Here is a 22,465-nt window from a genome sequence, read left to right as displayed (position 1 = left end):
CCTGCCTTTAATATGTTCTGTTTTCTATAATTTCATCCAAATCCATAGTTCCATCAAAATATGTTTCTTCCACGTATTGTTCCTTATCAATGGAAATATCCGATTCCAGTCTCTGGATCAGTTCTGCCGCTTTCGGTCCCTGGCCAGGATTGCATTCAAAGGTTACATTCAATTTACCTTCTTTTACAGCTTCGATCCCCGCTTTGCTTCCACCAAATGAAATCACAATAATATCTCCGTCCTCTCCACAGGTCTTTCCTGATTTCTCGATCGCATCGATGGCTCCCAGTGCCATCTCGTCACTCTCAGCAAACACTACCCGTAAATCCGGTTCCTGCTCAAGAAATAGTTTCATGACTTTCTCTGCCTCTTCTCTGGAATTGTCACCGGTCTGTTGTGCCACCATCTCCCAGTCCGAATACCTTTCCAGCATAGTCTGATATCCCTGCGCTCTCATCAGCTGCTCCTCCGAGCCGATGGATTCCTGAATCGCGGCGATCTTGATGGTAAAGTCTTCTTCTGTCTGCTCCTCCTCTGTCGAATCCGTCTCATCCTTCGCCGTTGAACTGCTTTTCATAATTTTATCAAAAATGGATGCACTGCTATCTGTCGCTTTTGAACTGTCTGTATTTACTTCCGTATCTTCACTGTCCGTCTGTTCCGATTCTTCCTGAGTCGGTGCCTCAGAAGCCGCCTTTTCTTTCTCTGCCTTTTTCTCGTCCTCTTCTTTCAGATATTCATCCAACCATTTTCCTGCCTTTTTCATCTGTTTTCCGTAATCACTTCCAAGCATGCACGAATACAGACTGCTGTCATCCGTATCTACACCGTTATTCACAAGGATTATAGGAATATGTGCCTTTTTTGCATCTTCCAGCACATCATCCCAGCCAATTTCAGAAATCGGATTCAGAATGATATAGTCCACACCCTGTTTTATAAATCCTTCCACATCTTCAATCTGTTTTTCCTGATCGCTACCTGCATCTGCATACACCGCTTCATAACCGTTTGATTTGACAAATGTATCCATAAAAGACGCTGTATTTGCATCCTTCCATGAGCTTTCTTCTCCACTCTGTGAAATTCCCACTGTGATCAGATAATCGAACTCGCTTTGCAGATTATCCCCATTTCTTGTCTCTCCTGTAAATAAAGAAAGTGCAAATGTACCCGCCGATACAGTCAATATCAATACTGCCGCAACCTTTAAAATAAATCGTCCTACACGTCCCATGTCGTTCCTCCTTTACGTCTGTTAAAGGACATTCTTTTCAGATGTTTTCTATTATACACTGACTTTTATCAGAAAGAAAGGTAGAAATCGAGCAGACCAGCTCACTATATACACAAAAAACCACAGGCATAAATGCCTGTGGCTTTCGATCTCATTTGATTATACAAGCTCAAGAATAACTTCCATTGCAGCGTCACCTTTACGCTGTCCAATTTTGATGATTCTTGTATATCCGCCGTTGCGGTCTGCATACTTCGGAGCGATCTCTGTAAACAGTTTGTCTACCAGATCAACTTCTTTTGTATTTTTCTTCTTTCCAGCTGCAGCAGTCGGAACTTCTGTTACAGGGTAAAGTACTTTCAGCATCTGACGTCTTGCATGAAGTCTTGACGGATTGTCTTTTTTGATTGTCTTTTCAACTTCTTCGTATACAGTAACTTTCTTACCATCTACTACTTCTTTAACTCTCTTGCCTTCTGCATCTTTCTTAGCAACTTTAGCTTTGATTGTAACTTCTTCGAAGTTATCTTTTTCTTTTACAGCTGAAGCGATAAGACCTTCTGCGATCTTACGGATTTCTTTAGCTTTAGCTTCTGTTGTTCTGATTTTTCCGTGCTGAAGAAGCATTGTTACCTGATTTCTCAGTAATGCTTTTCTCTGACTTGCTGTTCTTCCAAGTTTTCTATACTTTGCCATTTTTTTATCCTCCATTATTCGGGACATACCGGCATGCACCTTCGGTCTTACTGCGGATATGCCATCTGGTTATGCTTTCATCGGGCTTACTAGCCAGATCGTGCGTCAGTGTTTCTGCCTGTATTCACATGCGAAACGGGAACTCCTTATTCGTCTCCCTGGCTGAGTTCAAGACCAAGTTCTTTTAATTTAGCAAGAACTTCTTCAAGAGATTTACGTCCAAGGTTACGAACTTTCATCATATCTTCTGATGTTCTGTTTGTAAGTTCTTCTACAGTATTGATTCCTGCTCTCTTCAGACAGTTATATGAACGAACAGAAAGTTCAAGTTCATCAATACTCATTTCAAGAACTTTTTCTTTTTCATCGTCTTCCTTTTCAATCATAACTTCCGCTGACTGAGCAACTTCAGAAAGATCAATAAAGAGCTTGAGATGTTCATTTAATACTTTTGCAGCAAGGCTGACTGCTTCATCCGGTGCAAGAGTACCATTTGTATAAACATCAAGTGTGAGTTTATCATAATCGGTAATCTGTCCGACACGAGTATTCTGAACTGTAAGATTTACACGCTCAACCGGTGTATAGATAGAGTCGATCGGAATCACACCAATCGGCATATCTTCTGTCTTATTCTTATCAGAACCTACATATCCTCTTCCCTTTGTGATAGTCAGTTCCATATAAAGCTTGCTGTCTGCACCGCCGTTAAGTGTAGCGATTACAGTTTCCGGATTCATGATTTCAATATCAGAATCTGCCTGAATATCAGCAGCTGTAACTACGCCCTCTCCCTCAAATTCGATGTAAGCTGTTTTCGGCTCATCTGTCTCGGAAGAATTCTTAATTGCGAGTGTTTTTAAGTTCATGATAATTTCAGTTACGTCTTCCTTTACGCCCGGAATAGAACTGAACTCATGCAATACTCCGTCGATTTTAATCTGGCTGATTGCAGCTCCCGGCAGAGAAGAAAGCATAATCCTTCTCAGAGAGTTTCCAAGTGTTGTACCATATCCTCTTTCAAGTGGTTCTACAACAAATCTGCCATACTTCTTATCATCTGAAATTTCTGCAATTTCAATATTAGGTTTATTAAAATCAAACACTATTTTGGTCCCTCCTTATGGGTTTTTGTATGTTGAGGGTGTCAGTTTTTGTCCTGTTTTCGATAAAAAACAGGATATTTCCTAACAGAACCTTAACGAACCCAGAAATCAGGTTCGTTAAGTATTGCATTTTATACGAATGCGTTCTATTTAGAATATAACTCGACGATCATCATTTCGTCAACTGGAACATCGATTGCTTCACGAGTAGGAAGTTCTTTAACTGTTCCTTTCAGGTTTTCGATATCTGATTCAAGCCATTCTGGAACAAGACGTCCACCTGTAACTTCTACGATATCTTTGTATCTCTGTGAAGATTTTTTACCTTCTTTAATCTCGATCACATCACCTGCTTTAATGAGGTAAGAAGGGATGTTAACCTGTTTTCCGTTAACAAGAACCTGTTTGTGATCAACGATCTGTCTTGCTTCACGTCTTGTTCTTGCAAATCCAAGACGGAATACTACGTTATCCAGTCTTGATTCAAGAAGAACCATCAGGTTTTCACCTGTCATTCCGCTCATCTGATCTGCTTTCTTGAAGTAGTTCAGGAACGGTTTTTCTAATACACCATAGATGAATTTAGCTTTCTGCTTTTCACGCAACTGAAGACCATACTCGCTCATTTTTCTATTGGATCTCTTTAACTGTCTGTTAGACTTTTTATCAATTCCAAGATATACCGGATCCATTCCAAGGGAACGGCATCTTTTAAGAACCGGGACTCTATTTACTGCCATGTTCGTATCCTCCTATAATAATTCGACTAGACTCTTCTTCTCTTCGGCGGGCGGCATCCATTATGTGGTACCGGTGTTACGTCTCTGATGCTTGTTACATCAATTCCGCATGCCTGAAGAGCACGGATTGCTGCTTCTCTTCCTGAACCTGGTCCTTTTACGAATACGTCTACTGATTTAAGACCATGCGGCAGAGCTGCTTTAGCTGCTGTTTCAGCTGCCATCTGAGCTGCGTATGGAGTAGATTTTCTTGAACCTCTAAAACCAAGACCACCGGCACTTGCCCATGATAAAGCATTTCCCTGTGCATCTGTCAAAGTAACGATTGTATTATTGAAAGATGACTGGATATGTGCCTGTCCGCGTTCAACGTTTTTCTTGACACGTTTTTTTGTCACTTTTTTTGTAACTTTCTTAGCCATTTAAACTAACCTACACTTTCCTTTTTATTATTTGTCGAAATTATTTCTTCTTGTTTGCTACTGTTCTCTTAGGACCTTTTCTTGTTCTTGCATTGGTCTTTGTCTTCTGACCACGAACCGGAAGTCCTTTTCTGTGACGGATTCCTCTATAGCATCCGATTTCCTGAAGTCTCTTGATGTTAAGAGCGATCTCTCTTCTAAGATCACCTTCAACTGTCTGAGTTTCATCGATCACTGCACTGATCTTTTTAACTTCGTCATCTGTAAGATCTCTGCAGCGAGTATCAGGATTAACTCCTGCTTCTGCGAGAATACGGGTTGCACTTGTTCTTCCAATTCCATAGATATAAGTCAATCCGATTTCTACACGTTTGTCTCTTGGTAAATCTACACCTGCAATACGAGCCATTTGTGATTTCCTCCATTTTCTTTCTTTTTTTGGTTTCACATTGTCCTATAATGAGGCTGCGGGCATCCCGTTATCAAAAAGAGCCCTACCGGACTTTTCAAAATGTATCCAATGCCTCAGACACGTCCGATATCCCAGCCCAGATGCGGTTCGGTATCCGCATCCTTTCCGGCAACCGATCTCTCGGCTAATGACCGCCGGTTTTTAAGCAATATACTAGAAACCACTTGCCCGTGGTGTTCATGTATATTAAATAGTGGATAACGCTCTACACACACCCTGGCGTATCCTCTATCAGCCGCCTAATTAAGTTTACATAAATCTGTCTTTCGCTGCTCCGTGCGCCTAAGTTCCTCTGTCGCCTACGGCTCGTCGTCACTAAGGCTTGGGAGCGGTCTTTTCACTAAATTCAAGCTGCGCCTGTGGCTTGCTTTCATTAAGTGTTCAGAACCTATCCCTGACGCTGTTTATGTTTCGGATTCTCGCAGATAATTCTGACGCTTCCTTTTCTCTTGATAACTTTGCATTTTTCGCAAATCGGTTTTACTGATGATCTAACCTTCACGTCAAATCCTCCTTTCATACCTTGCCTGGTCTGCATTTTCCCCCTGTGCGCAGAAAAAGTCCCTCGCACAGTTCGCATAAAATTATATCACCTGGATTTTAGTTTTGTCAAGTAATATTTTATTTATCTCTCCAGATAATTCTTCCTTTAGATAAATCGTATGGTGACAGTTCCAGAGTAACCTTGTCACCCGGTAAAATTTTGATAAAGTTCATACGCAGCTTTCCGCTGATATGTGCAAGTACCTGATGTCCATTTTCCAGTTCTACCTGAAACATGGCATTCGGAAGTTTTTCTACTACTGTTCCTTCGATTTCAATTACATCTGCTTTAGACATTTATTTGTCCTCCTTCTTTTCTGACATCTTATATTCTTTTAATATCCGTTTCAGCTTTACATCATCCGCTTCGGAAATCTCATGCTGTTCTCTAATGAGCTGTACATGTTTCTTTTTCTTTTTCTTTGGACTCTGAAGCGTTTTCCTCTCCCCGTCTGCAAGATATGTAAACTGTTCATCCAGTCCGACGATCACATATACCTTATCTTTATCATGACCGACCAGAGATTTCGCAAGCATTCCTGTTTCCCATCTATCCATTTTCTGTTCCTCTGTTCTGTTATATATTTCCATCTGCAATCGACAGGATCTTCGGTTCGTCTTTTGTGATCAGAATTGTATTTTCATAATGTGCTGATTCTTTTCTGTCTGCCGTCACCACCGTCCAGTTATCACTCATCCAGCGAATCCTCTCTGTTCCGAGATTGACCATCGGCTCAATTGCCAGTGTCATTCCGGCTTTCAGCTTCGGTCCTCTTCTTCGCATCTGGAAATTCGGAATCTCCGGTGATTCATGAAGACTGGTCCCGATTCCATGTCCGCACAGTTCCCTGACAACACCGTATCCAAAGCTTTCCGCATAATCACCGATTGCTCGGGATATATCATATAGATGATTGCCTTCTTTTGCGAACTTTATTCCTTCGAAGAAGCTTTCCCTCGTTACATCGATCAGTTTCTGAAGATCCGGTCTGACCTCACCGACAGCATGTGTCCTTGCAGCATCAGAATGATAACCTTTGTAGATCACTCCTGCGTCCAGGCTCACAATATCACCTTCTTTTATGAGGTGCTTTGCTGACGGAATCCCATGAACGATTTCATCATTTACAGAAACACAGATAGACGCCGGATATCCATTGTAATTCAGAAAAGAAGGTTCGCAGCCATAGCTGCGAATAACTTCTTCACCTAATGCATCGATATCCAGTGTACTCATTCCTGGTTTTAATGCCTTCTCCAGTTCCTTATGTACGATCCCCAGAATCCTTCCGGCTTCTGTCATCAGTTCAATTTCTCTTTCTGATTTAATCGTAATCGGCATCTGTTACTCTCCTAATATAGAAACAATGGCTCCGAATACATCTTCCATATCCACTGTTCCATCAACGCTTTTCAGAATTCCCGCTTTTGTATAATAATCGATCAGCGGCTGTGTCTGATCATGATATACATGCAGCCTCTTTTCAACTGTCTCCGGTTTGTCATCATCACGAAGGATCAGTTCTCCTCCGCAGACATCACAGATTCCGTCTTTCTTCGGTGCAGCATATACAAGATGGTAAGTTGCGCCACATCCTACGCATGCGCGTCTTCCACCCATACGCTTTACAATATTCTCGTCCGGAACATCTACATCGATTGCATAGTCCATCTTCTGTCCCTTCGCTTCCAGTGCCTTATCAAGCGCCTCAGCCTGTGGAATTGTACGTGGGAAACCGTCCAGTACATATCCCTTCGTACAGTCATCCTGACTCACACGATCTACTACAAGATCTACGACCAATTCATCCGGAACAAGAAGTCCCTGATCCATATAAGTCTTCGCTTTCTTTCCAAGTTCAGTTCCGTTCTTAATATTTGCGCGGAAAATATCTCCTGTTGAAATATGAGGAATTCCGTACTTAGCGGCAATTTTTTTTGCCTGTGTACCTTTTCCTGCACCAGGAGCACCTAACATAATGATTTTCATTTTACTATTCCTCCTTCAAATGTCATAATGGCAAAAGAGCCCGTTGTCTTTGATTATACTCTAAAAGACAACGGGCTACAATTGTTTTAATATCCAAGAAAACTATTTTTCATAGATTTTCCTTTGACATTCAAAAATCCTGTGTAATTACGAACGAGCATCTGAGACTCAATCTGTTTGAGTGTCTCAAGAACAACACCGATGATAATGATCAGAGAAGTTCCACCGAATGATACATTCGCTCCAAACACACCATTGAACACAAACGGAATTACCTGTACAATTACAAGTCCGCATGCACCAATAAAGATAATATAATTTAATATCTTATTTAAGTAGTCCACAGTAGGTTTTCCAGGTCTGATACCTGGGATAAATCCACCGCTTTTTTTCATATTATTTGCAATTTCCAACGGGTTAAAAGTAATGCTCGTATAGAAATATGCAAAGAAAATCGTAAGTACGATATATACTATAAGTCCCCAGGAATAGTAAATCTTATTCGGATTACACCAGTTTCCTGAACTTAAGCCTCTGAGGATTTCACTTCCGATGCCTTTTCCGTTGCCCTTGCCCATAAATGAAGCAATTACAACCGGGAACTGCATAATAGATGAAGCGAAAATAACCGGAATTACTCCGGCGGTATTAACCTTCAGCGGAATGTTCGTTGACTGTCCACCTACTGATTTTCTCCCCTGTACTTTCTGCGAATACTGAACCGGAATTCGTCTCTCCGCATCCTGAAGTATTACCGTAAATACTACAAGTACGAGAATGATTGCAATGATGATGATTGCTGCAAGTCCTCCACTGGCGAGACCTTTGCCGCTGATGAACTTCTCATACAGTGAGGTCATATCACTTGGAATGCGTGATAAAATGTTAATGAGCAGGACAATAGAAATACCATTTCCCACTCCTTTTTCTGTAATTCGTTCCCCGATCCACATAAGGAATGCAGATCCTGCAGTTAATGTAAGAACTACAATTGTAGCATTTACAAAATTGAACTTTTCCAGAAGTCCCTGACGTCCAAATCCAACAGCCATAGCTGTAGATTCAATCAGAGCAAGCACAACTGTCACATAACGAGTTAATGCGGTAAGCTTCTTTCTTCCATCTTCCCCTTCTTTCTGCATTTCCTCAAGCTTTGGAATTGCAATTGTAAGAAGCTGGATGATAATGGAAGATGTGATATACGGGGTAATACTCAATGCAAAGATGGACATCGTCTCAAACGAACCGCCGGTGAAAGCGTTAAAAAAGTTAAACGAATCACCGGTCTGGTTCGCAAAGAAATTCTGAATATAGGTCGGATCAACTCCCGGTGTCGGAAGCTGAGATCCGAGTCTTACTACAAACAGCATTGCAAGGGTATACAATATTTTTCTCCGTATGTCTTCAATCTGAAATGCTTTACGGAATGTTTGTAGCATTAGATCACCTCTGCTTTTCCACCAACAGCTTCAATCTTTTCTACAGCACCTGCGCTGAATGCATTTGCCTGAACAGTAAGCTTTTTGGTTAACTCTCCATTTCCAAGAATTTTAACACCATCTCTGGCATGTTTTACGATTCCTGCTTCAATCAGAGTTTCAACAGAAACTACTGCATCGTTGTCAAATACTTCAAGAGCACTGACATTGATTCCAACGATTTCCTTAGAGTTTCTGCAAGTGAAACCTCTCTTAGGAATACGTCTGTATAATGGCATCTGTCCACCTTCGAAACCTGGTCTCGGAGCTCCAGAACGAGCTTTCTGACCTTTGTGTCCCTTACCAGCAGTCTTACCATTTCCTGAGCCGTGTCCACGACCTCTTCTGAAATTATCGCTATGTTTTGATCCGTCAGCCGGTCTTAAATTAGATAAGTCCATTGTGACACCTCCTATCTAAGATTTATGCTTCTTCTTCTACTTTTACCAGATGTCTTACCTGCTGAACCATTCCTCTGGTTGCAGCGTTATCCGGAAGGACAACTGTCTTATTAACCTTCTTAAGGCCTAATGCTTCTACTGTTCTTCTGTGTTTCGGAACAGCACCGATTGTTGATTTTACTAATGTGATTTTTAAATTTGCCATTGTAATCTCCTCCCTAGCCTAAGATCTCTTCTACAGTTTTACCGCGAAGTTTAGCTACGTCTTCTGGAGCTTTCAGCTGACTTAAACCTTCGATAGTAGCAAGTACTACGTTCTGTTTGTTGTTAGATCCGAGAGATTTTGTACGGATGTTCTTGATACCTGCAAGTTCGATTACGGCACGAGCCGGTCCACCTGCGATAACACCAGTACCTTCCGGAGCTTTTTTCAGAAGTACAGAAGCACTTCCGAATTTTCCAATATAATCATGTGTAATACTGTCGTTTTCATCTAAAGTAACTTTGATAAGTTTCTTCATAGCATCTTCTTTTCCTTTGCGGATTGCTTCCGGAATTTCAGCTGCTTTTCCTAAACCTGCACCAACATGGCCGTTTCCGTCGCCAACAACTACTAAAGCTGTGAATCTCATGTTACGACCACCCTTAACAACTTTGGTAACACGTTTGATTGATACTACTTTTTCGGTAAGTTCTAACTGATTAGCATCAATACGTTCCTGTTTCATGTGTCCGTCCTCCTTCTAGAAATTCAAACCAGCTTCTCTTGCTGCGTCTGCTAATGCTTTGATTTTTCCGTGATAGATAAATCCTCCTCTGTCAAATACAACAGAAGTGATACCTTTCTCGATTGCTTTTTTTGCAATTACTGTTCCAAGGTATGCTGCTGCTTCAACGTTGTTGGTTTTTTCCAGTTCTGCTTTCACATCTTTCTGAAGAGTGGAAGCGGAAACCAGAGTGTTTCCAACTGTATCGTCAATAATCTGAGCATACATATGATTATTACTTCTAAACACAGCGAGACGCGGTCTTTCAGCTGTACCACTGAAACGGTTACGCAGTTTTCTATGTTTATTTACACGAACTTCGCTTCTTGATTTCTTACTAACCATTTGTTCACACTCTCCTTACTTATTTTTTACCAGTTTTACCAACTTTACGTCTGATAACTTCATCAGCATATTTGATTCCCTTGCCCTTATAAGGTTCCGGTCTTCTCTTATCTCTGATTTCAGCTGCGTACTGGCCAACTTTTTCTTTACTGATTCCCTTAACGATGATTTTGTTCTGTCCGTCAAGAACAGTTTCGATTCCTTCCGGATCTTCCATCTCAACCGGGTGAGAGTATCCCAAATTCAATGTTAATTTGTTTCCTGATTTGGAAGCTCTGTAACCTACACCGTTTACTTCAAGAACTTTTTCATATCCTTCAGTAACACCGATTACCATGTTGTTGATCAGTGTTCTTGTAAGACCATGAAGAGATTTCATCTTCTTGAGATCGTTCGGTCTTGTTACGATAACTTCTTCGCCTTCTTTTTTGATTTCCATTTCAACTGGAAGTTCTCTTACGAGAGTTCCCTTAGGACCTTTAACAGTCACTACATTCTTCTCTGCGATTTCAACAGTTACGCCTGCCGGGATCGCTACTGGATGTCTTCCGATACGTGACATACCTTTTACCTCCTACACTTACATTTTCGGAACAGCACCTTATGGCTGCTCTGTTTTCAGTTGCAATTTATTGAGTATCGAATGAAATCACAGGAAATATGATTTCATTCGTTTTCTCCATTTTATCTGGTTATTACCATACGAAGCAAAGAACTTCTCCGCCTACGCCGAGCTTTCTGGCTTCTTTGTCTGTAATCACGCCCTGGTTTGTAGAGATGATTGCAGTTCCAAGTCCTCCAAGTACTCTCGGAAGTTCGTCTTTACCAGCGTAAACACGAAGACCTGGTTTAGAAATCTTTTTGATTCCAGAAATAACTTTTTCGTTCTTATCTGCACCATATTTTAATGTGATGCGGATTGTGTTGAAGTTTCCTTCTTCTACGATGTCATATTTTGTGATGTATCCTTCGTTAACGAGAATGTCAGCGATAGCGATCTTCATCTTTGAAGCCGGAACATCTACTGTATCATGTTTTGCAGTGTTTGCGTTACGGATTCTTGTAAGCATATCTGCAATTGGATCACTCATAGTCATTGTGGATTATCCTCCTTTTCTACCAACTTGCTTTCTTTACGCCCGGAATTTCACCTTTGTATGCCAGTTCACGGAAGCATACACGGCAGATTCCATATTTTCTTAAATATGCATGTGGACGTCCACAGATTCTGCAACGATTATATTCTCTTGTAGAGAATTTCTGTTTGCGCTGCTGTTTCAGTTTCATTGCTGTCTTTGCCATGAAAATTTCCTCCTTATTTTGTGAATGGCATGTTGAACTGTGTTAACAATTCACGTGCTTCTTCGTCTGTATTAGCAGTTGTTACGAAGATAACATCCATACCTCTAACCTTATCTACTTTATCATATTCGATTTCTGGGAAGATAAGCTGCTCCTTGATACCAAGAGCGTAGTTACCTCTTCCGTCGAATGCGTTCGGATTAACTCCTCTAAAGTCACGTACACGAGGCAGTGCAAGGTTGATGAGACGATCAACGAACTCATACATCTTTTCTCCTCTTAAAGTAACTTTGCATCCGATAGCCATTCCTTCACGGATTTTGAAGTTAGCTACTGAATTTTTAGCTCTGGTCAGAACTGCTTTCTGTCCAGTGATCTTTTCCATATCAGCTACAGCTGAGTCTAATGCTTTTGCATTGTCTTTTGCTTCGCCAACGCCCATGTTGATAACAACCTTGTCGAGCTTCGGCACTTCCATAATATTCTTATAACCAAATTTTTTGATCATTGCGTCAATGATCTCGTTCTGGTACTGTTCTTTAAGTCTACTCAAAGCCTTTGACCTCCTTCCTAGAACTAATCAATTACTTCGCCTGTTGATTTTGCAACACGTACTTTTTTGTCTCCATCAAGTTTGAAACCTACTCTTGTAGCTTTTCCCTTGTGAACATACATTACGTTAGATGCATCGATCGGTCCTTCCTGATGAAGGATTCCGCCTTCCGGATTAGAAGCGCTTGGTTTAGCATGTTTTGTTCTCATGTTAACGCCTTCTACCAGGACTGTACCGTTTTTCTGATCTACTGCGATTACTTTGCCTTCTTTGTCTTTATCTTTTCCAGCGATAACTTTAACGGTATCGCCTTTTTTGATCTTCATTGTTGACATACTCGAACCTCCTTACAGTACTTCCGGAGCCAGTGAAACAATTTTCATAAACTGTTTCTCACGAAGTTCTCTGGCTACAGGTCCAAAAATACGAGTTCCTTTTGGGTTTTTGTCATCTTTAATAATAACAGCAGCATTTTCATCGAATCTGATGTATGATCCATCTTTACGACGAGTGCTGTTTACAGTACGAACAACTACAGCTTTAACGACATCACCTTTTTTAACAACGCCGCCTGGTGTTGCATCTTTAACCGAAGCAACGATTACATCACCGATAGCTGCATATCTTCTTGTAGAACCGCCTAATACACGGATACAGAGTAATTCTTTAGCACCTGTATTATCTGCTACTTTTAATCTGCTTTCTTGCTGTATCATGCAGGTAAACCTCCTTATACTTTTATCAAAGTCAAACTATTTAACTTTTTCTACGATTTCAACAAGTCTCCATCTCTTATCTTTAGATAACGGTCTTGTCTCCATAACTTTTACTCTATCACCAATATTGCATTCATTATTTTCATCATGCGCTTTCAGTTTGTAAGTTCTTTTTACGATCTTATTGTAAAGCGGATGTTTTACATGGTCTTCTACTGCAACGACGATTGTCTTGTCCATCTTGTTGCTTACAACCTTACCAACTCTCGTTTTTCTCAGGTTTCTTTCCACGGTTATACTCCTTTCTGAATATCACCTAATTAAGCATTCTGGCTTTTTTCTGTGATCACTGTCTGGATTCTTGCGATATTCTTTCTTACTTCTTTGATTCTGCTTGTATTATCTAACTGATTTGTTGCGTTCTGGAATCTCAGATTGAAGAGTTCCTTTTTAGCAGCTACTAATTCTTCATTTAATTCTGCAACAGATTTTGCTTTTAAATCTTCTACAAATGTCTTAATTTTCACTGTTATCACCGCCTTCTAAGTCTGCACGAGAAACGATTTTACATTTACATGGTAATTTGTGCATAGCAAGACGTAATGCTTCTTTCGCAACTTCTTCAGGTACTCCTGCAAGTTCGAACATTACACGTCCTGGCTTAACTACAGCTACCCAGTATTCAAGAGTTCCTTTTCCAGAACCCATACGTGTCTCAGCCGGTTTCGTTGTTACTGGTTTATCAGGGAAGATCTTGATCCAAACCTTACCACCACGTTTGATGTAACGTGTCATAGCGATACGGGCAGCTTCAATCTGGTTAGATCTGATCCAACATGGTTCCATTGCTACAAGACCATATTCACCGTTCGTGATCTTGTTTCCTCTTAATGCTTTACCTTTCATGGAGCCACGGAACTGTTTTCTACGTTTTACTCTTTTTGGCATTAACATTATTTATCGCTCCCTTCCTTACCTGCCTTTGTTGGAAGTACTTCGCCTTTGTAAATCCATACCTTAACACCAACTTTTCCGTAAGTTGTGTCTGCTTCAGCGAAGCCATAGTCAATGTCTGCTCTCAGTGTCTGAAGCGGAATAGTTCCTTCGCTGTAGAACTCTGTACGAGCCATATCAGCTCCGCCGAGACGTCCGGATACGGATGTCTTAACACCAAGTGCTCCTGATTTCATAGTTCTTGACATGCAAGATTTCATTGCACGACGGAAGGAAATACGATTTTCCAGCTGCTGTGCGATGTTTTCAGCAACGAGCTGAGCATCTTTGTCAGGTCTTTTTACTTCTTTGATGTCAACGATAACTTTCTTATCTGTCATTTTCTGAAGTTCAGCTTTTACTTTTTCGATCTCAGAACCGCCTTTACCGATTACAACACCCGGTTTAGCAGTATAAACGATGATCTTAACACGATCAGAAGCTCTTTCGATTTCAATCTTAGAAACTCCTGCGCTGTATAATTTATTCTTCAGAAATTTTCTGATTTTATGATCTTCTACTAAATAGTCAGCAAAATCTTTTTCTGCATACCATTTAGAGTCCCAGTCTTTGATAACACCGACTCTTAAGCCATGAGGATTAACTTTCTGTCCCATTATTGCCCTCCTTATCTTTCATTAAGCACAAGTGTAATATGACTCATTCTCTTTTCGATTCTGTAAGCTCTGCCCTGTGCTCTCGGTCTGATTCTCTTCATTGTTGGTCCTTTATTTGCGTAGCATTCCTCAATATAAAGGTTTTCAACACTCATACCGTTGTTATTCTCAGCATTTGCGATAGCTGATTCCAATAATTTCTTTATAATGCTTGAAGCGTATCTTGGATTGTATGTTAAAATACCAAGCGCTGTTGTTACATCCTTACCTCTGATGGCATCTAATACGAAGCATGCTTTCTGAACAGAAACTCTGGCGTAAGATAACTTAGCTGAAGGTCTGGTGTCCTTGTTTGCATTTCTTTCTCTCTTAATTTGACTTCTATGTCCTTTTGCCATGGGATGAAACCTCCTTTCAATACGTTAAATATTATCTAACTTTCGATTTCTTTTCGTCTTTTCCATGTCCTCTGTATGTTCTGGTTGCTACGAACTCTCCGAGTTTATGTCCAACCATATCTTCTGTTACATATACCGGAACATGTTTTCTTCCATCATGAACTGCGATTGTATGTCCAACCATAATCGGGAAGATTGTAGAACGACGAGACCATGTTTTGATAACACCCTTGTCTCCTGATGCGTTCATTGCTTCCACTTTCTTAAGCAGGCTTGCGTCTGCGAATGGTCCTTTTTTAAGTGAACGAGCCATAGGTTCTAACCTCCTTGAAAATTAACTATTTGATTCCTCTACCGTCTTTTCTTCTGATGATCAGCTTGTTAGACTGTTTGTTTTTCTTACGAGTCTTAAGACCAAGTGCCGGTTTACCCCAAGGAGTGCACGGACCCGGACGACCGATTCCAGTCTTACCTTCACCACCACCATGCGGATGATCATTCGGGTTCATAACGGAACCACGAACTGTAGGTCTGATACCCATGTGACGTTTACGTCCTGCTTTACCAATGTTTACAAGGTTGTGATCGCCATTTCCAACAACACCAACTGATGCGCGGCATTCGATCGGAACCATTCTCATTTCTCCTGAAGGAAGACGAAGTGTTGCATACTTTCCTTCTTTAGCCATGAGCTGTGCGCTGTTTCCTGCTGAACGAACCATCTGTCCGCCTTTTCCAGGATGAAGCTCAATGTTATGAACCTGTGTACCAACCGGGATAGCTGAAAGTGGCAGGCAGTTTCCTACTCTTACTTCTGCTTCCGGTCCGTTCATAACTTTCATTCCGTCTGTAAGTCCTTCTGGTGCGATGATGTAAGCTTTTTCTCCATCAGCGTAGCAGATAAGTGCGATGTTAGCACTTCTGTTCGGATCGTATTCGATTCCGATTACAGTTGCCGGAATTCCGTCTTTTTTACGTTTGAAGTCGATTACTCTATATTTTCTCTTAACTCCGCCTCCGCGGTGTCTAACAGTGATTTTACCCTGATTGTTACGTCCGGCAGTCTTGCTCAGAGAAACTACTAAAGATTTCTCCGGTGTTGCTTTTGTGATTTCTGAGAAATCAGAGCCGGTCATATGTCTTCTGGAAGGTGTATATGGGCGGTATGTTTTAATTCCCATTACTCTATCTCCTTTCGCATTTTGCTAGTTATTTTTGTCACGGATTTGCACCGTTTAGGTTCCAGTTTCTTACAGTCCCTGGAAGATTTCGATCTCTGCTGATTCTTCTGTCAGCTGAACGATTGCTTTCTTTGTCTTAGCTGTTTTTCCGAATGTCATGGTTCCGCGAACTCGTTTGTTCTTTCCGTCCATGTTGATTGTGTTAACGCCAGCAACTTTTGTTCCTGGGAACATTTTTTCTACAGCTTCTTTGATCTGAGTCTTATTAGCTTCTGTGTGTACAAGGAATGTGTATTTCTTGTCAGCCATAAGAGCCATTGTCTTTTCGGTTACTACCGGTTTAAGGATTACATCATAATACTGAATGTTTGCCATTATGCGTACACCTCCTCGATTGCCTGTACAGCAGCCTTAGTTGCGATTACTGTATTGTATTTCAGGATGTCATACACATTGATTGTGTTTGTCTTAGCAGTTTTAACATCAGCAATGTTTCTAGCTGAAAGTTCTGCATTCTTGTTTCCGTCTTCCAGAACTACGAGAGCTTTGGATACTGACAGGTTATTAAGAACATCCTGGAATTTCTTTGTCTTGATTTCATCAAAGTTAATTTCATCAACAACGATGAATTTCTTTTCTTCTACTCTTGATGTCAGAGCGGATTTGAGAGCTGCTCTTCTTTCTTTCTTGTTAAGTTTGAAAGAGTAATCTCTCGGTGTCGGAGCGAATACTACTCCACCGCCTGTCCACTGCGGAGCTCTTGTAGATCCCTGTCTTGCATGACCGGTACCTTTCTGTCTCCATGGTTTTCTTCCGCCGCCGGAAACTTCTGAACGAGTTTTCGCTTTCTGTGTTCCCTGACGTTTATTTGCAAGCTGGCTTACAACTGCCATGTGTACAAGGTGTTCGTTTACTTCTACACCGAATACAGCATCATTTAAGTCGATTGTTCCAACTTCTTTACCTTCGATATTGTAAACAGATACGTTTGCCATCTGTATGTTCCTCCTTTCCTAGTGCCAATCTTAGATAGATTTTACAGATTCTTTAATCGTTACAAGAGATTTCTTCGGTCCCGGAACTGCGCCCTTAACCAGAAGAAGGTTGTTTTCAACGTCTACTCTTACGATTTCAAGGTTCTGAATTGTAATCTTCTTTGCTCCCATGTGTCCTGGCATCTTTTTGCCCTTAAATACTTTACTCGGGTCAGATGCAGCACCGTTGGAACCAGCATGACGATGGAACTTAGAACCGTGAGCCATAGGTCCTCTGTGCTGGTTGTGTCTCTTGATAGCACCCTGGAATCCTTTACCTTTGGAAATTGCTGTTGCGTCTACTTTGTCGCCAGCTTCAAAGATATCTGCTTTAATTTCCTGAGCTAACTGATATTCATCAGCGTTCTCGAATTTGAATTCTTTTACAAATCTCTTTCCTGTTACTCCAGCTTTATCAAAGTGTCCTTTTTCAGCCTTTGTAACACCGTGTCTGTGCACGATTTCTTTCTTTCCGTTCTTGTCAACGTTAACAATTTTGTCTTTCTTGTCAACGAATCCAACCTGAACTGCGCTGTATCCGTCATTTTCAACGGTTTTGATCTGTGTTACAACACATGGTCCAGCCTGAAGAACAGTTACCGGAGTAAGTACTCCATCTTCGTTGAAGATTTGAGTCATTCCGACTTTGGTAGCTAAGATAGCTTTCTTCATTTTATTTTACCTCCTGTGATTTACAGCGGAACGCCCTTATGGGTGTTCATCCTAAATATTAGGAACTACTGTGTTTTAATTTATTAGAACTTATTTGTTCTTCATTTTGATATCGATGTATACACCAGCTGGCATTTCCAGTCTTGACAGAGCATCTACAGTCTTCTGTGTCGGTGCAATGATATCGATCAGTCTCTTATGAGTTCTCTGTTCGAACTGTTCTCTGGAATCTTTGTATTTGTGAACCGCTCTTAAAATTGTTACAACTTCCTTCTTTGTCGGAAGCGGTACCGGTCCGCTAACCTTTGCTCCATTTTTCTTTACAGTTTCGATAATTTTCTTGGCAGATGCATCTACAAGCTGATGATCATATGCCTTCAATGTGATTCTCATTACTTGACTTGCCATAAAAAAAGTCGCCTCCTTTTCGTACTTAAACCTCAGTACGACAAGCGGTGACTGTACACTTCCCCGTGTGTGTCGTGAGAAACTCACACGTTGTTACTGCATCTCAGCAGCTGTTATGATTTCGTACAGTGACTTGTCGCCAGTTTCCTAACTTGACATTCGCTCCACGGAAAACCTGCCATTCTTCTCGGCAGCAACCTCGCGCTTCTTTGCTATCATGTCACAGCTTTTTTAGTATACCCGATGTTTCTGCATTTTGCAAGCATTTTATTTTATTTTTTGTACTTTTTTTCATACAAAATTTTCTTGAAAAATCTTCTCCTTTTGTGCTATTTTTCTTATTCCCTTTTTGCGGTATAATATTCTCATATTCAGCGGGGTACCAGATCCATAGGCTTCTTCGCTAAATGCAGCCTGTCTTTCGATCTTTCCCCACATCATCTTATATAAAATAGAAGGAGGACGCATATTATGCAGACATTAGATGCAATCAAAACAAGAAGAACGATCCGCAAATTTACAGAGGATCCTGTCTCACATGAAGTGATCGAGAAAATCGTAGAAGCAAGTGCCTACGCTCCATCCTGGAAGAATACGCAGACAGCAAGATATATTATAATAGAAGAAACAGCTCTCAAAAACAAAATTGCCAAAGAAGCTGTCATGGGATTTGAATGGAATACAGGCATCATTCTTGGTGCACCGGTATTGGTTGTTCTCGCTTCCGTTCCGGGGAAAAGCGGTTACGAAAAGGACGGAGCTTATTCCACCTCAAAAAAGGATAAATGGGAAATGTTTGATGCCGGTATCGCTGCGCAGACCTTCCAGCTCGCTGCTCATGAATGCGGAATCGGTTCGGTTGTCATGGGTATTTTCGATGAGGTAAAGGTAAAAGAACTACTTGGTCTTGACGATACTCTGAATGTATCTGCCCTGATTGCGATCGGTCATCCGGCCATCCAACCGACCGCACCAGCACGTAAACCTGTCCAGGAACTGATCCAGTACCGCTAATCTACAGTAGACGTACGCTTGACCGCTTTGTACAGATTTTAGTGCATAATTTATTCATAAATTTACCATTTTCTTGTTGACACTACCGTGATAAAGTGATATAGTGTAACCAACTTAATCAGAGAGCTAAACCAAGGGCGGTTTCCAACACAAGGATACCGCTTTTTAATAAAAACTTGATTAAGCTACAACATTGGTTGTTATTGCAGTTATATTGTTGCCGGTCGTTTCCCCCAAGAATGATCTTGCAATGATAAAACTCCAATTTATATATACATCCTCTTTGTAGGAGCATTCCCCAGCTTTGTATATAAGGCAAACTGCAATGCAACGAGGAAAAACCTCTCAATGACATACCAAAAAGAAAAGACATGACCTCGAGGGGTCATGTTTTTTCTATCCAAATGTAAAGGAGACGTGAAAATATGAGTAGTTCAAGACCAATAGATAACCCAAAAGATCCCCGTACAGACGAGAAACCCGTATTTTCAAAAGAGCTGGTGCAGGAAGATCTGAAAGACGAATTCAAAGCAGGCTCCAACTCCGAATGGGCCGCTGATTCCCAGGATGAACTCGAAGACTGGATTGAGGAGCAGGGGATACAGTTGCGGTACTAGATTTTTTGTTAAATAAATACAGATATTTATGCCGGGAAAGCTTCTTTGACTTCCCGGCATTTTTTCATTCATATTTTTTATACACATCTTACGTTTCCAAAGGATGATTGTGGAACACGAATTTTGATCTTGAATTGCAAAATCAAAAATCAAATCAATACAAATAGATGAAATTTTTGACTTTAAATCGCAAATATTAAAAGTAAATCAATAAAACGAGGTTGAAAACTTGATTTAAAATTAGAAAAAGCCCCAACCAATCAATATAATAATCTTAAATGCTTGACTTAGAATTGTAAAATTCAAAAACAAATCAATACAACAAGCTCAAGTACTTGATTCAAAATTGCAAAGTTCAAAAGTAAATCAATATGCGAAAAGGAGACAGATTAAAAACCCGTCTCCCATCTTCTATCCATTATTCATCTATTATTTATCACTCACGAAAATGAATTTTACGCTTCCGTCCATTCCGTCTGCGATTCCAGAAAAGTTCTTGTATTCTTTGGACGCATCCAGAAGTTCGTTCGCCTTATCCAGAAGCGAATCAACATCTCCATCAAATACACTTACCAGCTTTTCAATTCCTTCTTCGTTGAACTGGATCATACCACTGTTCAGTTCAGCTGCTCCGGAATCAAGCTGTTCTACACCGGATACCAGTGCGCCCGTGCTGCTCTGGAGAGTGTTCAGACCTGTTGACAGAGCTCCTGCTCCGCTGTTGAGCTGGGATGCACCGCTTGCCAGCTGACCTGCACCACTTGCTACTGACTGTGCTCCTGCATTTGCTGTCTTCATGTTTGTGCTGAGAGCTGCGCTTCCTTCACTCACCTGTCCTGCCCCTGCGCTTAATGTTCCAAGTCCTGAATTAAGGCTCTGTGTTCCTGCAAGTAATGCTCCGGTTCCATCTGAAAGCTGTTTGGTTCCATCTGAAAGCTGGGTTGCCATATTTTCAACACCGGTCTGTAACTGGTTTGCACCTGTTCCAAGCTCTTTAAGTCCTTCCACTAATGTTCCAGCTCCTGTCTGTAAACTTGCGCCCCCATCTGCCACCTGTTTCGCTCCTTCTCCAAGTGTTCCAAGACTGATCGACAAATTACCTGCTTTTTCTGCCGCCTGGTTAATGCCATCATTAACCTTTTTATTCTGTTCCTCCATACCAGCTATAACGCTGTTCAATACCTCCTGCTGTTCTGGTGTAGCCGTATGCGATAAACTTTCCAACGCCGCAACCATTGCTGAATTATCATTTCCACCAGCAATGTCTACTAGCGACTGTTGCAATGTAGTTGCACCTGTCTGCGCCTGTGCAACTCCACCACTTACTTGTGTTGCTCCTGTTTCGACCTGTGTTGCTCCATTTTCAAGACTTGTCGCACCTTCTTTTGCCTTACTGATTCCATCACTCAACTGTCTCACACCACTATTTAATGAATTTACTCCTACTCCAACCTGATTCTGCATCTGTGCAATACCATCATTTAATGCCTGTGCTCCACTTTCAAGCTGTCCAGCTCCGTCTTTTGCACTCTTTGCACCTGTTGCTACCTGTGCTGCTCCTGCATTCAAACTTTCCGCTCCGCTTGCCAACTGGCTTGTTCCATTCGCAAGACTCTTACTTCCATCTGCAAGCGTATTCGCTCCACTCACCAGACTACCAGTTCCGCTAGCCAATGTATTTCCGCCACTTGCCAGCTGATCAATTCCGCTTACCAGTGTTCCTGATGAAGAAAGCAGTGTATCCAGTCCATCTTTCAACTGTCCGGAGCCGCTGACAAGTTTGTTCGATGCATCTTGTAGTTCTGTCATAGAATCCTTCAGTTCATCCAAGCTGTCAAATTTATCGGTACCTACTTCATTGAACACTTCGTTTGTTGCAACTGTAACGGCTTCTACTTTTTCGTAATCTGTCACATCTGCTTCTACTGTAAAGGAATCCGGGATATCCAGATCATCCACCTTGCTGCTAACTGATGTAAGCTGTTCTTTCAACTGTGGAAGTCCCATTCCGATCACGATATCTCTGTCACCATCTGAGATTACTTTCCCATTGTCAACAGTTACATTTGAGAATTTCTCGCCATCCATCAGAAGCCCGGTTGCCATCAAAAATGGTGTGTATTTCCCGCTGTCAGCACTTGTATTCTGATATTCATAATGAATCTTTAAGTGTCCACTCTTTCCTTCCAGATCATCTGCGCTGACTTTCTTTCCGTCAAGTTCATAAGTAACCTTCATTCCTACAGGAATCTTCTTTGTGGTTGTTCCCTGATAGCAGATATCTTTCTTATCTCCCTGCCATACCAGTTTACCGTTATTTTCAGAAAAGGTTTCATCACCTTTTACATTCTTGATATCTTTCAGATCTGATACATCATCAATGGTTCCAAGACTCGAAATATTTTTCAGCTGATCCGATACCGTAACATCTTTCTGGTTTCCTGCGTCATCTACTTTTACATATACAGTCTCATCTTTTGCAGGTGTTGCGCTGCTGCTTGTTTTTGTTTCGCTTGTTTTCTTTGTCTCTGTGCTTTTATCTTTATTATCTGCCGCCTGTACATTTACAGATGTTCCTGCAATATTTCCAACTACAAGTGATGCCATAAGTGCAAGTGTAACTAATACTCTGTATTCCCTGTTCTTCATGTTTAAAAACCTCCTGTAAGCCTCTACTGACTTTCCTGTCGGTATGCTTTCTTCTTTTTGACTACTGGTCATTTTCTAGCTCGCACTTACTATAACTCAAAAATGACCACAAGT

The 22,465-nt window shown here is 41.1% G+C and carries 36 protein-coding genes; 2 read left to right on the top strand and 34 right to left on the bottom strand.

Translation table 11 applies throughout. From position 1 onward, the window contains the following. Positions 1-7: 7 nt before the first annotated feature. The 33 genes from NQ556_RS02705 to rpsJ form a co-directional block, all read right to left on the bottom strand. Positions 8-1,237: a substrate-binding domain-containing protein gene (locus NQ556_RS02705; protein ID WP_022220183.1), complete on the bottom strand. Its 1,230-nt coding sequence runs from the start codon at positions 1,235-1,237 to the stop codon at positions 8-10. Positions 1,238-1,396: 159 nt separating this feature from the next. Next, entirely contained in the window at positions 1,397-1,933 is a 537-nt protein-coding gene (locus tag NQ556_RS02700) for a bL17 family ribosomal protein (protein ID WP_022220184.1), read from the bottom strand. A 146-nt stretch (positions 1,934-2,079) separates the two neighbouring features. Next, on the bottom strand, positions 2,080-3,039 hold the full coding sequence (locus NQ556_RS02695) for a DNA-directed RNA polymerase subunit alpha (protein WP_008372575.1): 960 nt from the start codon (positions 3,037-3,039) through the stop codon (positions 2,080-2,082). Between the two features lie 146 nt (positions 3,040-3,185). Beyond that, positions 3,186-3,779, bottom strand: a complete 594-nt coding sequence (gene rpsD, locus NQ556_RS02690; protein WP_022220185.1) for a 30S ribosomal protein S4 — start codon at positions 3,777-3,779, stop codon at positions 3,186-3,188. A 26-nt stretch (positions 3,780-3,805) separates the two neighbouring features. Continuing rightward, the gene (rpsK, locus tag NQ556_RS02685; RefSeq protein WP_008372572.1) at positions 3,806-4,201 is read right to left on the bottom strand and encodes a 30S ribosomal protein S11; all 396 of its coding nucleotides are present in this window, start codon (positions 4,199-4,201) and stop codon (positions 3,806-3,808) included. A 40-nt stretch (positions 4,202-4,241) separates the two neighbouring features. Then, positions 4,242-4,610 (bottom strand): 30S ribosomal protein S13, encoded by a 369-nt coding sequence (gene rpsM / locus NQ556_RS02680; RefSeq protein ID WP_022220186.1) that lies wholly within the window; start codon positions 4,608-4,610, stop codon positions 4,242-4,244. 451 nt (positions 4,611-5,061) lie between these two features. After that, positions 5,062-5,175 (bottom strand): 50S ribosomal protein L36, encoded by a 114-nt coding sequence (gene rpmJ, locus NQ556_RS02675; RefSeq protein WP_005339020.1) that lies wholly within the window; start codon positions 5,173-5,175, stop codon positions 5,062-5,064. Between the two features lie 119 nt (positions 5,176-5,294). Then, positions 5,295-5,513 carry a translation initiation factor IF-1 gene (infA, locus tag NQ556_RS02670; protein ID WP_004607275.1) on the bottom strand — a complete coding sequence of 73 codons (219 nt, stop codon included), beginning with the start codon at positions 5,511-5,513 and terminating at the stop codon, positions 5,295-5,297. Further along, positions 5,514-5,774: a KOW domain-containing RNA-binding protein gene (locus NQ556_RS02665; protein ID WP_022220187.1), complete on the bottom strand. Its 261-nt coding sequence runs from the start codon at positions 5,772-5,774 to the stop codon at positions 5,514-5,516. A 19-nt stretch (positions 5,775-5,793) separates the two neighbouring features. Further along, positions 5,794-6,558 carry a type I methionyl aminopeptidase gene (gene map, locus NQ556_RS02660; RefSeq protein ID WP_008372566.1) on the bottom strand — a complete coding sequence of 255 codons (765 nt, stop codon included), beginning with the start codon at positions 6,556-6,558 and terminating at the stop codon, positions 5,794-5,796. Between the two features lie 3 nt (positions 6,559-6,561). Next, a complete protein-coding gene (locus NQ556_RS02655) occupies positions 6,562-7,206 on the bottom strand; it encodes an adenylate kinase (protein WP_022220188.1) in 645 nt (214 codons plus the stop codon). Between the two features lie 86 nt (positions 7,207-7,292). Next, the gene (secY, locus tag NQ556_RS02650) at positions 7,293-8,645 is read right to left on the bottom strand and encodes a preprotein translocase subunit SecY (protein ID WP_022220189.1); all 1,353 of its coding nucleotides are present in this window, start codon (positions 8,643-8,645) and stop codon (positions 7,293-7,295) included. Next, positions 8,645-9,085 carry a 50S ribosomal protein L15 gene (rplO, locus tag NQ556_RS02645; protein ID WP_008372558.1) on the bottom strand — a complete coding sequence of 147 codons (441 nt, stop codon included), beginning with the start codon at positions 9,083-9,085 and terminating at the stop codon, positions 8,645-8,647. Before rplO ends, secY begins: the two co-directional genes overlap by 1 nt. Positions 9,086-9,107: 22 nt before the next feature. Further along, complete coding sequence (rpmD, locus tag NQ556_RS02640) at positions 9,108-9,290, bottom strand: 50S ribosomal protein L30 (RefSeq protein ID WP_008372557.1); 183 nt, start codon at positions 9,288-9,290, stop codon at positions 9,108-9,110. Positions 9,291-9,303: 13 nt separating this feature from the next. After that, positions 9,304-9,813: a 30S ribosomal protein S5 gene (gene rpsE / locus NQ556_RS02635; protein ID WP_008372554.1), complete on the bottom strand. Its 510-nt coding sequence runs from the start codon at positions 9,811-9,813 to the stop codon at positions 9,304-9,306. A gap of 15 nt (positions 9,814-9,828) precedes the next feature. Next, a complete protein-coding gene (gene rplR / locus NQ556_RS02630; RefSeq protein WP_008372552.1) occupies positions 9,829-10,197 on the bottom strand; it encodes a 50S ribosomal protein L18 in 369 nt (122 codons plus the stop codon). A 19-nt stretch (positions 10,198-10,216) separates the two neighbouring features. Then, a complete protein-coding gene (rplF, locus tag NQ556_RS02625; RefSeq protein WP_008372550.1) occupies positions 10,217-10,759 on the bottom strand; it encodes a 50S ribosomal protein L6 in 543 nt (180 codons plus the stop codon). Positions 10,760-10,892: 133 nt separating this feature from the next. Then, entirely contained in the window at positions 10,893-11,294 is a 402-nt protein-coding gene (rpsH, locus tag NQ556_RS02620) for a 30S ribosomal protein S8 (RefSeq protein ID WP_008372548.1), read from the bottom strand. Positions 11,295-11,313: 19 nt separating this feature from the next. Beyond that, on the bottom strand, positions 11,314-11,499 hold the full coding sequence (locus NQ556_RS02615; protein WP_008372546.1) for a type Z 30S ribosomal protein S14: 186 nt from the start codon (positions 11,497-11,499) through the stop codon (positions 11,314-11,316). 13 nt (positions 11,500-11,512) lie between these two features. After that, positions 11,513-12,052: a 50S ribosomal protein L5 gene (gene rplE / locus NQ556_RS02610; protein WP_008372545.1), complete on the bottom strand. Its 540-nt coding sequence runs from the start codon at positions 12,050-12,052 to the stop codon at positions 11,513-11,515. A gap of 23 nt (positions 12,053-12,075) precedes the next feature. Continuing rightward, positions 12,076-12,387 (bottom strand): 50S ribosomal protein L24, encoded by a 312-nt coding sequence (gene rplX / locus NQ556_RS02605; protein WP_022220190.1) that lies wholly within the window; start codon positions 12,385-12,387, stop codon positions 12,076-12,078. A gap of 12 nt (positions 12,388-12,399) precedes the next feature. After that, positions 12,400-12,768 carry a 50S ribosomal protein L14 gene (rplN, locus tag NQ556_RS02600; RefSeq protein WP_008372541.1) on the bottom strand — a complete coding sequence of 123 codons (369 nt, stop codon included), beginning with the start codon at positions 12,766-12,768 and terminating at the stop codon, positions 12,400-12,402. Positions 12,769-12,804: 36 nt separating this feature from the next. Beyond that, positions 12,805-13,059: a 30S ribosomal protein S17 gene (gene rpsQ, locus NQ556_RS02595; RefSeq protein WP_022220191.1), complete on the bottom strand. Its 255-nt coding sequence runs from the start codon at positions 13,057-13,059 to the stop codon at positions 12,805-12,807. Between the two features lie 29 nt (positions 13,060-13,088). Then, positions 13,089-13,295 (bottom strand): 50S ribosomal protein L29, encoded by a 207-nt coding sequence (gene rpmC, locus NQ556_RS02590; protein WP_008372537.1) that lies wholly within the window; start codon positions 13,293-13,295, stop codon positions 13,089-13,091. Then, positions 13,285-13,722 (bottom strand): 50S ribosomal protein L16, encoded by a 438-nt coding sequence (gene rplP, locus NQ556_RS02585; protein ID WP_008372535.1) that lies wholly within the window; start codon positions 13,720-13,722, stop codon positions 13,285-13,287. Before rplP ends, rpmC begins: the two co-directional genes overlap by 11 nt. Further along, positions 13,722-14,378 (bottom strand): 30S ribosomal protein S3, encoded by a 657-nt coding sequence (rpsC, locus tag NQ556_RS02580; protein WP_008372532.1) that lies wholly within the window; start codon positions 14,376-14,378, stop codon positions 13,722-13,724. The genes rplP and rpsC overlap by 1 nt, the downstream gene beginning before the upstream one ends. Positions 14,379-14,389: 11 nt before the next feature. Then, complete coding sequence (gene rplV / locus NQ556_RS02575; protein ID WP_008372530.1) at positions 14,390-14,776, bottom strand: 50S ribosomal protein L22; 387 nt, start codon at positions 14,774-14,776, stop codon at positions 14,390-14,392. Between the two features lie 31 nt (positions 14,777-14,807). Then, complete coding sequence (gene rpsS / locus NQ556_RS02570; protein WP_008372528.1) at positions 14,808-15,089, bottom strand: 30S ribosomal protein S19; 282 nt, start codon at positions 15,087-15,089, stop codon at positions 14,808-14,810. Positions 15,090-15,114: 25 nt separating this feature from the next. After that, complete coding sequence (gene rplB, locus NQ556_RS02565; RefSeq protein WP_022220192.1) at positions 15,115-15,957, bottom strand: 50S ribosomal protein L2; 843 nt, start codon at positions 15,955-15,957, stop codon at positions 15,115-15,117. Between the two features lie 69 nt (positions 15,958-16,026). Continuing rightward, positions 16,027-16,332 carry a 50S ribosomal protein L23 gene (gene rplW / locus NQ556_RS02560; RefSeq protein ID WP_008372525.1) on the bottom strand — a complete coding sequence of 102 codons (306 nt, stop codon included), beginning with the start codon at positions 16,330-16,332 and terminating at the stop codon, positions 16,027-16,029. Beyond that, on the bottom strand, positions 16,332-16,952 hold the full coding sequence (gene rplD, locus NQ556_RS02555; RefSeq protein ID WP_008372524.1) for a 50S ribosomal protein L4: 621 nt from the start codon (positions 16,950-16,952) through the stop codon (positions 16,332-16,334). The genes rplW and rplD overlap by 1 nt, the downstream gene beginning before the upstream one ends. Positions 16,953-16,982: 30 nt before the next feature. After that, positions 16,983-17,663 carry a 50S ribosomal protein L3 gene (gene rplC / locus NQ556_RS02550; protein WP_008372522.1) on the bottom strand — a complete coding sequence of 227 codons (681 nt, stop codon included), beginning with the start codon at positions 17,661-17,663 and terminating at the stop codon, positions 16,983-16,985. Positions 17,664-17,753: 90 nt separating this feature from the next. Continuing rightward, a complete protein-coding gene (gene rpsJ / locus NQ556_RS02545; protein ID WP_008372521.1) occupies positions 17,754-18,071 on the bottom strand; it encodes a 30S ribosomal protein S10 in 318 nt (105 codons plus the stop codon). A 471-nt stretch (positions 18,072-18,542) separates the two neighbouring features. On the opposite strand from rpsJ, the gene NQ556_RS02540 reads away from it, so the two are divergent. Together NQ556_RS02540 and NQ556_RS02535 are read left to right on the top strand one after the other, a co-directional pair. Further along, on the top strand, positions 18,543-19,085 hold the full coding sequence (locus NQ556_RS02540; RefSeq protein WP_008372517.1) for a nitroreductase family protein: 543 nt from the start codon (positions 18,543-18,545) through the stop codon (positions 19,083-19,085). Positions 19,086-19,510: 425 nt separating this feature from the next. Continuing rightward, entirely contained in the window at positions 19,511-19,702 is a 192-nt protein-coding gene (locus NQ556_RS02535) for a hypothetical protein (protein ID WP_008372514.1), read from the top strand. 429 nt (positions 19,703-20,131) lie between these two features. Here the strand turns inward: NQ556_RS02535 and NQ556_RS02530 are convergent, their stop codons facing one another. Next, positions 20,132-22,351, bottom strand: coding sequence for a methyl-accepting chemotaxis protein (locus tag NQ556_RS02530; protein WP_044999020.1), 2,220 nt, complete (start codon positions 22,349-22,351; stop codon positions 20,132-20,134). Positions 22,352-22,465: the final 114 nt, after the last annotated feature.

Source organism: Coprococcus comes ATCC 27758, from assembly GCF_025149785.1.
Classification (GTDB): Bacteria; Bacillota; Clostridia; order Lachnospirales; family Lachnospiraceae; genus Allocoprococcus; species Allocoprococcus comes.
The sequence above is the reverse complement of the archived record's forward strand: the minus strand, read 5'-3'. Positions and strand labels throughout refer to the sequence as shown.

What these genes read in the sequence shown, in the direction of transcription:
- rpsM (WP_022220186.1), bottom strand. Translation starts at nt 4,610, where the DNA reads ATGGCTCGTATTGCAGGTGTAGATTTACCAAGAGACAAACGTGTAGAA.
- rplD (WP_008372524.1), bottom strand. Translation starts at nt 16,952, where the DNA reads ATGGCAAACGTATCTGTTTACAATATCGAAGGTAAAGAAGTTGGAACA.
- rplX (WP_022220190.1), bottom strand. Translation starts at nt 12,387, where the DNA reads ATGTCAACAATGAAGATCAAAAAAGGCGATACCGTTAAAGTTATCGCT.
- rplV (WP_008372530.1), bottom strand. Translation starts at nt 14,776, where the DNA reads ATGGCAAAAGGACATAGAAGTCAAATTAAGAGAGAAAGAAATGCAAAC.
- NQ556_RS02700 (WP_022220184.1), bottom strand. Translation starts at nt 1,933, where the DNA reads ATGGCAAAGTATAGAAAACTTGGAAGAACAGCAAGTCAGAGAAAAGCA.
- NQ556_RS02535 (WP_008372514.1), top strand. Translation starts at nt 19,511, where the DNA reads ATGAGTAGTTCAAGACCAATAGATAACCCAAAAGATCCCCGTACAGAC.
- rplR (WP_008372552.1), bottom strand. Translation starts at nt 10,197, where the DNA reads ATGGTTAGTAAGAAATCAAGAAGCGAAGTTCGTGTAAATAAACATAGA.
- rplO (WP_008372558.1), bottom strand. Translation starts at nt 9,085, where the DNA reads ATGGACTTATCTAATTTAAGACCGGCTGACGGATCAAAACATAGCGAT.
- NQ556_RS02655 (WP_022220188.1), bottom strand. Translation starts at nt 7,206, where the DNA reads ATGAAAATCATTATGTTAGGTGCTCCTGGTGCAGGAAAAGGTACACAG.
- rplN (WP_008372541.1), bottom strand. Translation starts at nt 12,768, where the DNA reads ATGATACAGCAAGAAAGCAGATTAAAAGTAGCAGATAATACAGGTGCT.
- rplW (WP_008372525.1), bottom strand. Translation starts at nt 16,332, where the DNA reads ATGGCAAACATTCAGTATTATGATGTAATCCTTAAACCGGTAGTAACC.
- rplP (WP_008372535.1), bottom strand. Translation starts at nt 13,722, where the DNA reads ATGTTAATGCCAAAAAGAGTAAAACGTAGAAAACAGTTCCGTGGCTCC.
- rplC (WP_008372522.1), bottom strand. Translation starts at nt 17,663, where the DNA reads ATGAAGAAAGCTATCTTAGCTACCAAAGTCGGAATGACTCAAATCTTC.
- NQ556_RS02665 (WP_022220187.1), bottom strand. Translation starts at nt 5,774, where the DNA reads ATGGATAGATGGGAAACAGGAATGCTTGCGAAATCTCTGGTCGGTCAT.
- rpsH (WP_008372548.1), bottom strand. Translation starts at nt 11,294, where the DNA reads ATGACTATGAGTGATCCAATTGCAGATATGCTTACAAGAATCCGTAAC.
- NQ556_RS02540 (WP_008372517.1), top strand. Translation starts at nt 18,543, where the DNA reads ATGCAGACATTAGATGCAATCAAAACAAGAAGAACGATCCGCAAATTT.
- NQ556_RS02530 (WP_044999020.1), bottom strand. Translation starts at nt 22,351, where the DNA reads ATGAAGAACAGGGAATACAGAGTATTAGTTACACTTGCACTTATGGCA.
- secY (WP_022220189.1), bottom strand. Translation starts at nt 8,645, where the DNA reads ATGCTACAAACATTCCGTAAAGCATTTCAGATTGAAGACATACGGAGA.
- rpsK (WP_008372572.1), bottom strand. Translation starts at nt 4,201, where the DNA reads ATGGCTAAGAAAGTTACAAAAAAAGTGACAAAAAAACGTGTCAAGAAA.
- rpsC (WP_008372532.1), bottom strand. Translation starts at nt 14,378, where the DNA reads ATGGGACAGAAAGTTAATCCTCATGGCTTAAGAGTCGGTGTTATCAAA.
- NQ556_RS02705 (WP_022220183.1), bottom strand. Translation starts at nt 1,237, where the DNA reads ATGGGACGTGTAGGACGATTTATTTTAAAGGTTGCGGCAGTATTGATA.
- NQ556_RS02615 (WP_008372546.1), bottom strand. Translation starts at nt 11,499, where the DNA reads ATGGCAAAGACAGCAATGAAACTGAAACAGCAGCGCAAACAGAAATTC.
- rpsE (WP_008372554.1), bottom strand. Translation starts at nt 9,813, where the DNA reads ATGAAACAGGAACGTATTGATGCTAATCAGTTAGAACTTACCGAAAAA.
- infA (WP_004607275.1), bottom strand. Translation starts at nt 5,513, where the DNA reads ATGTCTAAAGCAGATGTAATTGAAATCGAAGGAACAGTAGTAGAAAAA.
- rpsS (WP_008372528.1), bottom strand. Translation starts at nt 15,089, where the DNA reads ATGGCTCGTTCACTTAAAAAAGGACCATTCGCAGACGCAAGCCTGCTT.
- rpsJ (WP_008372521.1), bottom strand. Translation starts at nt 18,071, where the DNA reads ATGGCAAGTCAAGTAATGAGAATCACATTGAAGGCATATGATCATCAG.
- rpmD (WP_008372557.1), bottom strand. Translation starts at nt 9,290, where the DNA reads ATGGCAAATTTAAAAATCACATTAGTAAAATCAACAATCGGTGCTGTT.
- rplB (WP_022220192.1), bottom strand. Translation starts at nt 15,957, where the DNA reads ATGGGAATTAAAACATACCGCCCATATACACCTTCCAGAAGACATATG.
- rplF (WP_008372550.1), bottom strand. Translation starts at nt 10,759, where the DNA reads ATGTCACGTATCGGAAGACATCCAGTAGCGATCCCGGCAGGCGTAACT.
- map (WP_008372566.1), bottom strand. Translation starts at nt 6,558, where the DNA reads ATGCCGATTACGATTAAATCAGAAAGAGAAATTGAACTGATGACAGAA.
- rpsD (WP_022220185.1), bottom strand. Translation starts at nt 3,779, where the DNA reads ATGGCAGTAAATAGAGTCCCGGTTCTTAAAAGATGCCGTTCCCTTGGA.